Consider the following 12,325-nt stretch of genomic DNA (forward strand, 5'->3'; position numbering starts at 1 on the left):
ATCATGACCTGTGGGCCGTCTCTGCCTTCGGATCACGTGAGCCGGCCCACTTTCTCTTGCGAATCACGCATAGGTTCCCGCCTTCCGGTTAGGGGTCCATGTTGCTGGCTTGGACCAGCGGTAAAGCACGCAAAACCGGAAGGCAGAATTCACGTGGCGGCAGTCGAGACCATTCATGTGGACGGGGCGTGGCGGGCAGCCGCGTCCGGCGCGCAGCGGGAGGTTCTCGACCCCGCGGACGCCAAGACCCTCGCCGTCGTCGCGGAGGGTGGTGTCGAGGACACCGACGCGGCGGTCGCGGCCGCGCGGCGCGCCTTCGACCAGGGCCCCTGGCCTGGGACACCGGTGGCCGAGCGGGCGGCGCTGCTGCGCCGCGTCGCCGAGCTGCTGCAGCGCGACCGCGAGACGATCGCGCTCATCGAGAGCCGTGACACCGGCAAGACCCTGGAGGAGGGGCGGGTCGACGTCGACGACGTGACCAATGCCTTCCGCTACTTCGCCGACCTGGCCGCGGGCGAGTCGGCCGGGCGGGTCATCGACGCGGGCACCCCCGATGTGCACAGCGTCGTGGTCCATGAGCCGGTCGGCGTCTGCGCGATGATCACCCCCTGGAACTATCCGCTGCTCCAGGCCAGCTGGAAGATCGCCCCGGCGCTGGCCGCCGGGAACACCTTTGTGATCAAGCCCAGCGAGGTGACCCCGCTGTCCACCGTCCATCTGGTGCGGCTGCTGGCCGAGGCCGGGCTGCCGGCCGGGGTGGCCAACCTGGTCACCGGCACGGGCGACCCCGTGGGGGCCCGGCTGTCCGAGCACCCCGATGTGGACCTGGTCTCCTTCACCGGCGGGCTGATCAGCGGCACCAAGGTCGCGCAGGCCGCCGCGCCGACGGTCAAGAAGGTCGCGCTGGAACTGGGCGGCAAGAACCCCAATGTGGTCTTCGCCGACGCCTGCGCCACCGCCGAGGGCTTTGACACCGCCGTCGACCAGGCCCTGAACGCCGCCTTCATCCACAGCGGCCAGGTCTGCTCCGCCGGTGCCCGGCTGATCATCGAGGAGTCGGTGCGCGAGCGGTTCGTGGCCGAGCTGGCCCGCCGCGCGGAGAAGATCAAGCTGGGCCGCGGCACCGAGGACGGTGTCGAATGCGGTCCGCTGGTCTCGGCCCAGCAGCTGGACAAGACCGAGGCGTATGTGGCGTCCGCCTTGGAGGAGGGCGCCCTGCTGCGGTGCGGTGGCAAGCAGCCGGAGCCCAACGAGGTCCGCCCGGCCACCGGCTACTTCTACCTCCCGACCGTGCTCGACCAGTGTCACCGCGAGATGCGGGTGGTGCGGGAGGAAACCTTTGGGCCGATTCTGACGGTCGAGTCCTTCCAAACCGAGGACGAGGCCGTCACACTCGCCAATGACACGGAGTACGGACTGGCCGGCGCCGTCTGGTCCGCCGACACCGCGCGGGCGCGCCGCGTCGCCGCCCGGCTGCGGCACGGCACCGTGTGGATCAACGACTACCACCCCTACCTTCCGCAGGCCGAATGGGGCGGTTTCGGCAAGTCCGGGGTCGGGCGCGAGCTCGGTCCCGCGGGTCTTGACGAATACCGCGAGACCAAGCACGTCTACGAGAACCTGCGACCGAGTCCGGTGCGCTGGTTCGCCGGCTGACGTCCCGCCGCCGGGCCCGCCCGCGGCTCGGCCGGGCCCGGACTCGTCCCCGGGGCCCGGGCCCGGCCGTACCCGATCACGGCGACCGGCGGGGATCGGCCCGTGGACACCGAGGCACCCAGCAACACCCCCACCCCCAGGGGCGGCAGCCCCCGTCCCGCACCGGCGCGAGCCGTTTGGGTAAGACCGCGAGGAGTAACCCCACATGTCCGTACCTGTCGTATACGACTATGTCGTCATCGGCGGCGGCACCGCAGGATCGGTGATCGCTTCCCGGCTCACCGAGGACCCGGACATCCGTGTCGCCGTCATCGAGGGCGGACCGTCCGATGTCGACCGGCCCGATGTGCTGACCCTGCGCCGCTGGCTCGGCCTGCTCGGCGGGGACTTGGACTACGACTACCCCACCACCGAGCAGCCACGCGGAAACTCACATATCCGGCACAGCCGGGCGCGGGTGCTCGGAGGCTGCTCCTCGCACAACACCCTGATCTCCTTCAAGCCGCTGCCGGGTGACTGGGACGAGTGGGCCGAGGCCGGCGCCGAGGGCTGGGACGCGGAGTCCATGGACCCGTACTTCCAGCGGCTGCGCAACAACATCGTCCCGGTGGACGAGAAGGACCGGAACGCGATCGCGCGGGACTTCGTCGACGCCGCCCAGGCCGCCGCCGGGGTGCCGCGGGTCGAGGGGTTCAACAAGAAGCCGTTCCATGAGGGCGTCGGCTTCTTCGACCTCGCGTACCACCCGGAGAACAACAAGCGCTCCTCGGCGTCCGTCGCCTATCTGCACCCGTTCCTGGACCGGCCCAACCTCCATCTGATGCTGGAGACCTGGGCGTACAAGCTGGAGCTGGACGACACCGGCCGGATCACCGGCGTCCATGTGCGCACCAAGGACGGCGAGGAGAACGTCGTGCGGGCCGAGACCGAGGTCCTGGTCTGCGCGGGCGCCGTGGACACCCCGCGGCTGCTGATGCACTCCGGTATCGGGCCCAAGTCCGATCTGGAGGCGCTGGGCATTCCGGTCGTCCACGATCTGCCGGGTGTCGGCGAGAATCTGCTCGACCACCCCGAGTCGGTCATCGTGTGGGAGACGGACGGCGCGATCCCGGACAACTCCGCGATGGACTCCGACGCGGGCCTGTTCATCCGGCGGGACCCCGAATCCCGGGGCCCGGACCTGATGTTCCACTTCTACCAGATCCCGTTCACCGACAATCCGGAGCGGCTGGGCTACGAAAAGCCCGAGCACGGCGTGTCGATGACCCCCAACATCCCCAAGCCGCGCAGCCGCGGCCGGCTCTACCTCACCAGCGCCGATCCGTCCGTCAAGCCCGCCCTCGACTTCCGGTACTTCACCGACGAGGACGACTACGACGGCCGCACGCTGGTCGACGGCATCCGGGTCGCGCGTGAGATCGCCAAGACCGAACCGCTGGCGAGCTGGCTCAAGCGCGAGGTGTGCCCGGGCCCGGAGATCACCTCGGACGAGGAGATCAGCGAGTACGCCCGCAAGGTCGCGCACACCGTGTACCACCCGGCGGGCACCTGTCGTATGGGTGCCCCGTCGGACCAACTCGCCGTGGTCGGCCCGGATCTGCGGATCCGGGGTCTGAACGGCGTCCGTATCGCCGACGCGTCCGTCTTCCCGACGATGCCGGCCGTGAACCCGATGATCGGAGTCCTGATGGTGGGCGAGAAGTGCGCTGAGCTGCTGTTCGAGGATCGCGACCGGGAACGGCACAGGCCCGACGACCGGGCTGCCACGCTCGCGCCGGGAGGTGAGGCGTGATGGCCACGACCCTGGTCCCCGAGACGCCCGACACCCCCGAGATCCCCGAGAGCGGCGAGCGTGCCCCGGTGTTCTCGGTCCGCGACCTGTGGAAGGTCTTCGGCCCCAAGGCCGAGCGCATCCCCGGTTCCGCCGAGGCGGAGCTGCCCGCCGCCGAGCTGCGTGCCCGCACCGGCTGCACCGCCGCCGTCCGCGACGTCTCCTTCGACGTCCAGCCCGGCGAGGTCTTCGTGGTCATGGGGCTGTCCGGCTCCGGCAAGTCCACCCTCGTCCGCTGCCTCACCCGGCTGATCGAGCCCACCTCCGGGACCCTGAAGATCGACGGCGAGGACGTCCTGGCCATGGACAAGGCCCGGCTGCGCGATCTGCGCCGGCACCGGGCCGCCATGGTCTTCCAGCACTTCGGACTGCTGCCGCACCGCTCCGTCATCGACAACGTCGCCTACGGCCTGGAGATCCAGGGCATGGGCAAGGCCGAGCGCCGCGCCAAGGCCGCCGAGGTGGTGGAGAAGGTCGGTCTCACCGGTCTCGAGCGCCGCCGCCCCGGACAGCTCTCCGGCGGTCAGCAGCAGCGCGTGGGCCTGGCCCGGGCGCTCGCCGTCGACCCCGAGGTGCTGCTCTTCGACGAGCCGTTCAGCGCGCTCGACCCGCTGATCCGCCGCGATATGCAGGAGGAGGTCATCCGCCTGCACCACGACGAGGGCCGGACGATGGTTTTCATCACCCACGACCTCAGCGAGGCGCTGCGGCTCGGCGACCGCATCATGCTGATGCGTGACGGCGGGATCGTGCAGCTCGGCACCCCGGAGGAGATCGTCGGTTCTCCGGCGGACGACTACGTACGGGACTTCGTCCGCGATGTTCCGCGGGAGCAGGTGCTGACCGTGCGCCGCGCCATGCGCCCCGCGACCTCGGACGAGCAGGACGGCGGGCCCGCGCTGGCCCCGGGCACCACGGTGGCCGACGCGATCGAGGCCGTGGCCCGCACCGGCGGCCCCGCGCGCGTCGTGGACGAGGGCCGCTGCCTGGGCGTTGTCGACCACGCCTGTCTGCTGAGCGTCGTCGCGGGCCTGGACGGCGAGGAGGTGGCCGCGGCATGACCATCGCCTCGACCCTCGCTCCGCCGGGCGGCACCGGGGGGCGCGTATGAGTGCCACGGCCACTCGCCCCTCCACCGACCCCACCACCGATCCCGCCGCCCCCGGGACGGCGGCGGCCGAACCGCGTCCGTCCCTGCTGAGCTCCGCCGTCCGCAGCCCCGCCGCGCGCAAGCTGGCGGTGCTCGTGGTGATCGCCGCGGTGCTCATACCGCTCGCGCACGCCAAGTGGGCGAGCGGCAGCTGGCCGCATGCGCTGACCGTCGATGTGTCAGGACCGCTCGGCGACGCCAGCGACTGGATCCTCGACAACCGCGACAGTCACTGGATCTTCCTCTACTTCTTCGGCCACATCAGCAACGTCATCATCATCGGTGTCCGCGCCGTCTATGTGGCCCTGCTCGCCCTCGGCTGGGCCGGTGTCACCGCCGGGCTGACCCTGATCGCCTGGCGGGTCGCCGGGGTGCGGATCGCGGTCACGACCCTGGTGTCCTTCGCCATCTGCGGACTGCTGGGCATGTGGGTGCCCACGATGCAGACGCTCGCGCTGATGGCCATCGCCGTCACCGCCTCCGTCGTCATCGGCGGACTGCTGGGTCTGGCCGGCGGCCTCTCGGAATGGGCTTTCCGGGTGCTGCGGCCGGTGCTCGACACCATGCAGGTGCTGCCCGCGTTCGCGTATCTGCTCCCCGTCGTGATGATCTTCGGCAATGGCGTGCCCGGCGCGGTGCTGGCCACCGTGATCTACGCGGCTCCGCCCATGGCCCGGCTCACCGCCCTCGGCCTGCGCGGCGCGGACGCCGGGGTGCTGGAAGCGGTGACCTCGCTCGGCGCGACCTGGCGGCAGCGGCTGCTGTCCGCCCGGCTGCCGCTGGCCCGCAAGGAACTGCTGCTGGGCATCAACCAGACGATCATGATGGCGCTGTCCATGGCCGTCATCGCCTCCGTGATCGGCGGCGGCGGTCTCGGTGACCGCGTCTACCAGGCGCTGTCCAGCGTCGACGTCGGCAAGGCGCTCGCCGCCGGCCTCCCGATCGTGCTCCTCGCCATCGTGATGGACCGCACCATCGGAACGGCGGGCGAGCGGCTCGGCGCGCCCCCGGCCGAGGGCGGGCACCGGCTGCTGCGCGGCTGGCCCGCGTGGGCGGGGGCCGCGGTGGCCACCGCGGTCATCACCGTCGTCGGACGGCTGACCGGCTCCCAGACCTGGCCGACCGGCTGGACCGTCGCCATCGAGGAGCCCGTCAACCAGTTCAAGGAGTGGATGGTCGACCACCTCTACACCGGAGTGCCGGTCGTCGGCGGCACCGCCGACTGGGCCGCGGACTACGTCAAGTGGATCCTCGACCCGCTGCGCGAGGGGCTGCAGGGCCTCCCGTGGTACGCGGTGCTGCTGATCGTCGCGGCCCTGGCCTGGCTGATCGGCACCTGGGCCACCGCGCTGACCGCCACCGCCGCCATGGCCGCGATCGGTGTGCTCGGCGTGTGGGAGCCGTCCATGGACACCCTCTCCCAGGTGCTGGCGGCCGTCTTCGTCACGCTGGTCCTCGGTTTCGCGATCGGCATCTGGGCCGCGCGCAACACCCGGCTGGAGCGGATGATGCGACCGGTGCTGGACATGTTCCAGACCATGCCGCAGTTCGTGTATCTGATCCCCGTGGTCGCGCTGTTCGGCGTCGGCCGCGCCCCCGCGGCGGCCGCGGCCATCGTCTACGCGCTGCCCGCCGTCATCCGCATCACCACCCAGGGGATCCGGAACGTCGACCCGGCCGCGCTGGAGTCCGCGCGTTCGCTCGGCGCCACCCAGGGCCAGCAGCTGCGCCAGGTCCAGCTCCCGCTGGCCCGCCCGGCGCTGCTGCTCGCCGTCAACCAGGGCGTGGTGCTGGTGCTGGCCGTGGTCGTCATCGGCGGTCTGGTCGGATCCGGCGCGCTCGGCTACGACGTGCTGTTCGGCCTGGCGCAGGGCGATCTGGCGACCGGTCTGGTGGCGGGCACGGCGATCGTCTGCCTGGGGCTGATGCTCGACCGCGTCACCCAGCCGACCTCGCGCCGCGACAGGAAGGGGGCTTGAGATGGCTCGCACCCGAATTCAGCTGCTGACGGCCGCCGCCGGGATCGCGGCCGTGTTCACCGCGACCGGCTGCGGCGCGGCGGACATGACCAAGCAGTCCTCGCCGTACGCCAATGTGGGCGGGGCCAAGAGCGTCACGCTCTCGGTCCAGTCGTGGGTCGGCGCCCAGTCCAATGTCGCGGTCGCCCAGTATCTGCTGGAGCATGAGCTGGGCTACCGCGTCGACACCGTCCAGGTGGACGAGATTCCGGCGTGGGACGCGCTCAGCCAGGGCCGGGTGGACGCGATCCTGGAGGACTGGGGCCACCCGGAGCAGGAACAGCGCTACGTCAAGGACAAGAAGCTGATCGTGCCGGGCGGCGGGCTCGGCGTCACCGGCCATATCGGCTGGTGGGTGCCGAAGTACTTCGCCGACAAACATCCGGACGTGCTGAACTGGAAGAACCTCAACAAGTACGCCAAGACCTTCAAGACCGCGGAGAGCGGTGGCAAGGGCCAGCTGCTGGACGGGTCCCCGTCCTATGTCACCAATGACAAGGCGCTGGTGAAGAACCTGAAGCTGAACTACCAGATCGTCTTCTCGGGTTCGGAGGCGGCGCAGATCACCCAGATCAAGCAGTTCGCCAAGGGCAAGAAGCCGTTCCTGACCTACTGGTACGAGCCCCAGTGGCTGTTCAACCAGGTGCCGATGGTCGAGGTCAAGCTGCCGAAGTACACCGACGAGTGTGCGAACGAGGGCACCAAGGACCCCGAGTCCATCGACTGCGCCTACCCGACCACTCCGCTGCAGAAGTACCTCAACGCGGACTTCGCGAAGCAGGGCGGGAAGGCGTCGGCGTTCCTGAAGAAGTTCCACTGGACCAAGCAGGACCAGAACGAGGTGTCGGAGCTGATCGCCTCGAAGGGGATGTCGGCCCAGGACGCCGCGAAGAAGTGGGTCGAGGCGCACCCTGACGTCTGGAAGAAGTGGATGCCGTAAGGGCGGCGCTCCAGCCGTGGACCCACGGGGTGGACCCCGCTTCGTCCTCCTGCACTCGTGCACGGGACGCAGCGGGGCCCGGCCGCTTTATGGGGCGGCCCTGTTTTACGGGGCGGGGTCCAGCCGTTTGACGAGGTGCCCCGCCTCGGCCATGGTCTGGCGGAGCAGCCGCGGGCCGAAGGTGATCCGGGTGGCGCCCAGCCGGCCCAGCTCACGCGGGGACGGGCCGTCCGGGTCGAACGCCGCCGCGTTGAGCGGGGCGTCGATGGCGGCCGCCAGGCGGGGCAGCAGCTCCGGGGGCGCCAAGATCGGGTACACGCAGTCCGCGCCCGCCGCCACATAGAGCCGCCCGCGCTCGACCGCGGACGGGACCGCGGTCTCGGGGTCGAGGTCCGGGCCGCCGCGGACGAAGAGGTCGACACGGGCGTTGATCACCAGATCCTCGCCCGCCTCGGCCCGCACCGCCGCCAGCCGGTCCGCCTGGCGCGCGGGCTCGATCAGCCCGCCCGTCGCGTGGTCGGAGTCCTCCAGGTTGCAGCCCACCGCGCCGGTCTCCAGCAGCCGCTCGACCAGCTCCTTGGGGGCGAGGCCGTAGCCGCTTTCCACGTCCGCCGAGACGGGGACGTCCACGGCCCGGATGATCCGGGCGATCGCGGCGAACATCTCCTCCGGCGGGGTGTGGCCGTCCCGGTGGCCGAGGGAGGCCGCGATCCCCGCGCTCGGCGTGGCGAGCGCGGGGAATCCCGCGTCGGCGAAGACCCGGGCCGAGGCGGCATCCCAGGGCCCGGGGAGCACCAGCGGATCACCGGGCTCCCGGCCGTGGTGCAGCGCGCGGAGCGCCCGGGCCCCGTCCGTGGTCGCGGGTGCCGTCATGGCGGACCCGCCTCAGTGGCCGGCGGGCTTGTAGGCGCCGGGGACCATGCGGGTGGTCACACCGATGCGGTTCCAGGCGTTGATGGTGAAGATCAGGGCGATCACCTGCGCCAGCTCCCGCTCCTCGAAGTGCTTGGCGGCGCGCTCGTAGACCTCGTCGGGGACGAAGCCGTCGGTCAGGACGGTCACGGCCTCGGTCAGGGCGAGGGCGGCCTGCTCCTTCTCGGTGTAGAGGTCGCCGGCCTCCTCCCAGGCGTTGAGGAGGTAGAGGCGGTCCTCGGACTCGCCCGCCGCGCGGGCGTCCTTGGTGTGCATGTCGATGCAGAAGGCGCAGTGGTTGAGCTGTGAGGCACGCACCTTGACCAGCTCGGCCAGTACCGGGTCCAGGCCCTTACGGGCGGCCGTGTCCAGGCTGATCATGGCCTTGTAGACCTCGGGGGCCGCCTTGGCGAACTCCATCCGGGGGCCATGTGCATGAGAAGTTCCGGTCGTCATGCCTCCACGCTAGAGGCCCGGCGGCCCAGGAGTATGGTCCATTTCCATGGCAGATTCATGGGCCACTCGAAGAGGCGATTCCGGACAGCGGACGACCGGCTCCGGACAACGGACGGGCGATTCCGGGCAGCGAACGGACAGCTCCGGGCATCGGACGGACGGCCGCGGCGGGCTGGGCACGGATCTGCATCTGGATCTGCCGCCGGGCGGCGGGAGCGGGGTGCGGGTCGCGCTCATCGGCGCCCTGCGCGATGCCGTCCGCACCGGGCGGCTCGCCCCGGGCACCCGGCTGCCCTCCTCCCGCTCGCTCGCCACCGACCTCGGCATCGCCCGGAACACCGTCGCCGACGCCTATGGGGAACTGGTCGCCGAGGGCTGGCTGACCGCCCGGCAGGGCTCGGGCACCCGGGTCGCCGAGCGCGTCGTGCCGCCCGAGCCCGCCCCGCCGCGCACGCCCCCGGCCGCCGCCGTGGCCGCCACCCGGCCCACCTACGATCTGCGGCCCGGCGAACCCGATGTCTCGGCCTTTCCCAGGACCGCCTGGCTCTCCGCGGCCCGGCGCGCCCTGATCGCCGCGCCGAACGACGCCTTCGGCTACGGCCACCCCGCCGGACGGCCCGAGCTGCGGCGGGTCCTGGCCGACTATCTGGCGCGCGCCCGCGGGGTGCGGGCCGCGCCCGAACGGATCGTGGTCTGCGCCGGGTTCGTCCAGGGGCTGGCCCTGCTCAGCAAGGTGCGGGAGAAGGCCGGACACCGGGAGGTGGCCGTGGAGTCCTACGGGCTCGACGTCCACTGGAACGTGATGCGCGGGGCCGGGCTGCGCACCGTACCGCTGCCGGTCGACCAACAGGGGGCGCGGACATCGGAGCTGGACCGGTCGGCCGGGCTGCGGAACGTCCTGCTCACCCCGGCGCATCAGTTCCCCACCGGCGTTCCGCTGGACCCCGACCGGCGCGCCGCCGTGGTCGACTGGGCCTCGCGGGTGGGCGGACTGGTGCTGGAGGACGACTACGACGGGGAGTTCCGCTACGACCGTCAGCCGGTCGGGGCACTGCAGGGGCTCGACCCCGAGCATGTGGTCTATCTGGGCACCGCGAGCAAGAGCCTGGCGCCCGCGCTGCGGCTGGCGTGGATGGTGGTACCGGACCATCTGATGGACGACCTCCTGGCGCTCAAGAGAACGGGGGAGTGGGAGTCGGGCAGGCTGGACCAGCTGACGCTCGCGGAGTTCATCGACTCCGGGGCGTACGACCGCCATGTGCGCGGTATGCGGATGCGCTACCGGCGCCGCCGCGACCAGTTGGTGGCGGCGCTCGCCGAACGCGCCCCGCGGGTGCGGGTCACGGGCATCGCGGCCGGTCTGCACGCGGTGCTCCAACTGCCGCCGGGCACCGAGCAGTCCGTGGTGCGGGGCGCGGCCTGGCAGGGCCTGGCGCTGGACGGGCTGTCCCGCTACCGCTACCGCGACGAACAGGGGCAGTGGCAGGAGCGGCGACAGGAGCCGGGCGGGCAGCCCGATGCGCTGGTGTTCGCCTATGGCACCGCACCCGACCACGCCTTCGCGGGCGCGCTGGAGGCGCTGTGCCGGGTGCTGCCCTGAAGCCATGCGTTTCGGCGGCCTGAGGCCACGCGTGAGGCCACACGCTTCGGCCGAGCCCCGCCGTCCATCAGCCCGGCGGCTCCCCCTAGGGTGGACGGTCGCGGCCTCGGGGAGACCGGGGAGACGACGCCCCCGGGAGGGACGATGGCTCGGGGGACAGGAACGGGGGAGACGGGGATGGAACGGAAGACGACGCGGCGACTGCGGTCGAGCACGGTGATCCTGGGCGGTATGGGCGCGCTGGCGGCGGCGCTCACCTCCTGTGGTTCGGAACCGGACAAGCGCTGTGTGGACCGGAACAGCTATGACGCGGTGAACGGATACCGGGTGGTCGACTCCAGTGCCTGCAAGGGCTCTTCGTCCACCACGGGCGGCAAGGGCAAGAAGAGCCGGGGCACGAAGAGCGCCGACGGCCAGTGGTACTACGACTCCGAGGTCAGCGGCCGCTGGGCGGACGACGGCACCTTCGACAAGAGCAAGGCGGCCGACCGGGGCGGCTTCGGCTGCTCGGGCTCCAGCGGCGGCTGAGCGGGCCGCCCCACGATGAAGCGCCATACCATCGACCCCCGCCCCGACTGGCAGTCCACGGTGGAGGAGCAGGGGGTCATCTATCCGCTGACCCGCTACCCGGACGGCTCGCTGCGCCCCTACTGGGACGAGAGCGCCTACTACGCCTTCTCGCTGCCCGAGGTCGAGGCGCTGGAGGAGGTGGTCGAGGAACTGCACCGGATGTCGCTGGCCGCGGCCGCCCATATCGTCGAGACCGGCCGCTTCGCCGACCTCGGCATCGACGATCCGCGGCTGGCCGGGCTGATCGCCGAGTCCTGGCACCGCCGGGCCGAACAGCCCAGCGTCTACGGCCGGTTCGATCTGCGCCACGACGGTGAATCGGGCCCGGCGAAGCTGCTGGAGTACAACGCCGATACGCCGACCTCGCTGGTGGAGGCCGCGAGCGCCCAGTGGTTCTGGATGGAGGACCGCTTCCCGGGCGCCGACCAGTGGAACTCCCTCCATGAACGGCTGGTCGACGCCTGGCGGAAACAGGCCGCGCTGCTGCCGCCGGGGACGCCCCTGTACTTCGCCCATTCGGCCGGGGACGAGCTGGGCGAGGACCTGATGACGGTGGCCTACCTCCGCGAGACGGCCGACCAGGCCGGGCTGAGCACCGAGGCGATCTCCATGGAGGACATCGGCTGGGAACGGCTGTCGGGCCGCTTCGTCGACAAGCGGTTCCGCTTCATCCGGAGCTGCTTCAAGCTCTATCCCTGGGAGTGGCTGACCACCGACCGGTTCGGCCCGCAGGTGCTGGACACCCTCGACAACGGGGGCGGCACCGGATCCACGCTGTGGATCGAACCGGCCTGGAAGATGCTGCTGTCCAACAAGGCGCTGCTGGCCGTGTTGTGGGAGCTCTTCCCGGACCACCCCAATCTGCTGCCCGCCTACCTCGACGGCCCCCGGGAACTGGCCCGCACCACCGGCTACGTGGCCAAACCGCTGCTCGGCCGCGAGGGGGCCGGGGTCACCGTGCACCCGCCGGGGGAGGAGCCCGTCCTCCGCGACGAGCCGTGCTGCTACCAGGAACTGGCGCCGCTGCCCGACTTCGACGGCAACCGGGTGGTGCTCGGCACCTGGGTCGTCGCGGGCGAGGCGGCGGGACTCGGCATCCGCGAGTCGGCGGGGCTGGTGACGGATGAGTACGCGCGCTTCATCCCCCATGTGATCCTCTGAACACGACCGATCCTCTGAACACGATCGATCG

10 protein-coding genes are annotated in these 12,325 nt (G+C 71.3%); 8 read left to right on the plus strand and 2 right to left on the minus strand.

The features are described from left to right. Positions 1-153 precede the first annotated feature (153 nt). From J8403_RS24795 to J8403_RS24815, 5 genes are all read left to right on the plus strand, one after another. Entirely contained in the window at positions 154-1,656 is a 1,503-nt protein-coding gene (locus J8403_RS24795; RefSeq protein ID WP_211125084.1) for an aldehyde dehydrogenase family protein, read from the plus strand. 205 nt (positions 1,657-1,861) lie between these two features. Then, complete coding sequence (locus tag J8403_RS24800; RefSeq protein WP_211125085.1) at positions 1,862-3,448, plus strand: GMC family oxidoreductase; 1,587 nt, start codon at positions 1,862-1,864, stop codon at positions 3,446-3,448. Further along, a complete protein-coding gene (locus tag J8403_RS24805; protein ID WP_211125086.1) occupies positions 3,448-4,548 on the plus strand; it encodes a quaternary amine ABC transporter ATP-binding protein in 1,101 nt (366 codons plus the stop codon). The genes J8403_RS24800 and J8403_RS24805 overlap by 1 nt, the downstream gene beginning before the upstream one ends. Before the next feature lie 46 nt (positions 4,549-4,594). Then, on the plus strand, positions 4,595-6,616 hold the full coding sequence (locus J8403_RS24810) for an ABC transporter permease (protein WP_211125087.1): 2,022 nt from the start codon (positions 4,595-4,597) through the stop codon (positions 6,614-6,616). A 1-nt stretch (position 6,617) separates the two neighbouring features. Next, entirely contained in the window at positions 6,618-7,595 is a 978-nt protein-coding gene (locus J8403_RS24815) for an ABC transporter substrate-binding protein (RefSeq protein WP_093462556.1), read from the plus strand. A 105-nt stretch (positions 7,596-7,700) separates the two neighbouring features. Here J8403_RS24815 and J8403_RS24820 read toward each other — a convergent pair whose 3' ends face one another. Then, positions 7,701-8,468, minus strand: a complete 768-nt coding sequence (locus J8403_RS24820) for an isocitrate lyase/PEP mutase family protein (protein ID WP_211125088.1) — start codon at positions 8,466-8,468, stop codon at positions 7,701-7,703. Between the two features lie 12 nt (positions 8,469-8,480). After that, positions 8,481-8,963, minus strand: coding sequence for a carboxymuconolactone decarboxylase family protein (locus J8403_RS24825; protein ID WP_211125089.1), 483 nt, complete (start codon positions 8,961-8,963; stop codon positions 8,481-8,483). 46 nt (positions 8,964-9,009) lie between these two features. On the opposite strand from J8403_RS24825, the gene pdxR reads away from it, so the two are divergent. From pdxR to J8403_RS24840, 3 genes are all read left to right on the plus strand, one after another. Further along, on the plus strand, positions 9,010-10,563 hold the full coding sequence (gene pdxR / locus J8403_RS24830) for a MocR-like pyridoxine biosynthesis transcription factor PdxR (protein WP_211125090.1): 1,554 nt from the start codon (positions 9,010-9,012) through the stop codon (positions 10,561-10,563). Between the two features lie 177 nt (positions 10,564-10,740). Then, the gene (locus tag J8403_RS24835; protein WP_211125091.1) at positions 10,741-11,091 is read left to right on the plus strand and encodes a hypothetical protein; all 351 of its coding nucleotides are present in this window, start codon (positions 10,741-10,743) and stop codon (positions 11,089-11,091) included. Positions 11,092-11,106: 15 nt separating this feature from the next. Further along, positions 11,107-12,294: a glutathionylspermidine synthase family protein gene (locus J8403_RS24840; RefSeq protein ID WP_211125092.1), complete on the plus strand. Its 1,188-nt coding sequence runs from the start codon at positions 11,107-11,109 to the stop codon at positions 12,292-12,294. Positions 12,295-12,325 lie beyond the last annotated feature (31 nt).

This window comes from Streptomyces yatensis (assembly GCF_018069625.1).
GTDB classification, from domain to species: Bacteria; Actinomycetota; Actinomycetes; order Streptomycetales; family Streptomycetaceae; genus Streptomyces; species Streptomyces yatensis.

Bases quoted from the DNA above. Each gene is read 5' to 3' on its own strand.
- J8403_RS24800 (WP_211125085.1), top strand. From the start codon at position 1,862: ATGTCCGTACCTGTCGTATACGACTATGTCGTCATCGGCGGCGGCACC.
- J8403_RS24805 (WP_211125086.1), top strand. From the start codon at position 3,448: ATGGCCACGACCCTGGTCCCCGAGACGCCCGACACCCCCGAGATCCCC.
- J8403_RS24810 (WP_211125087.1), top strand. From the start codon at position 4,595: ATGAGTGCCACGGCCACTCGCCCCTCCACCGACCCCACCACCGATCCC.
- J8403_RS24815 (WP_093462556.1), top strand. From the start codon at position 6,618: ATGGCTCGCACCCGAATTCAGCTGCTGACGGCCGCCGCCGGGATCGCG.
- J8403_RS24820 (WP_211125088.1), bottom strand. From the start codon at position 8,468: ATGACGGCACCCGCGACCACGGACGGGGCCCGGGCGCTCCGCGCGCTG.
- J8403_RS24825 (WP_211125089.1), bottom strand. From the start codon at position 8,963: ATGACGACCGGAACTTCTCATGCACATGGCCCCCGGATGGAGTTCGCC.
- pdxR (WP_211125090.1), top strand. From the start codon at position 9,010: ATGGCAGATTCATGGGCCACTCGAAGAGGCGATTCCGGACAGCGGACG.
- J8403_RS24835 (WP_211125091.1), top strand. From the start codon at position 10,741: ATGGAACGGAAGACGACGCGGCGACTGCGGTCGAGCACGGTGATCCTG.
- J8403_RS24840 (WP_211125092.1), top strand. From the start codon at position 11,107: ATGAAGCGCCATACCATCGACCCCCGCCCCGACTGGCAGTCCACGGTG.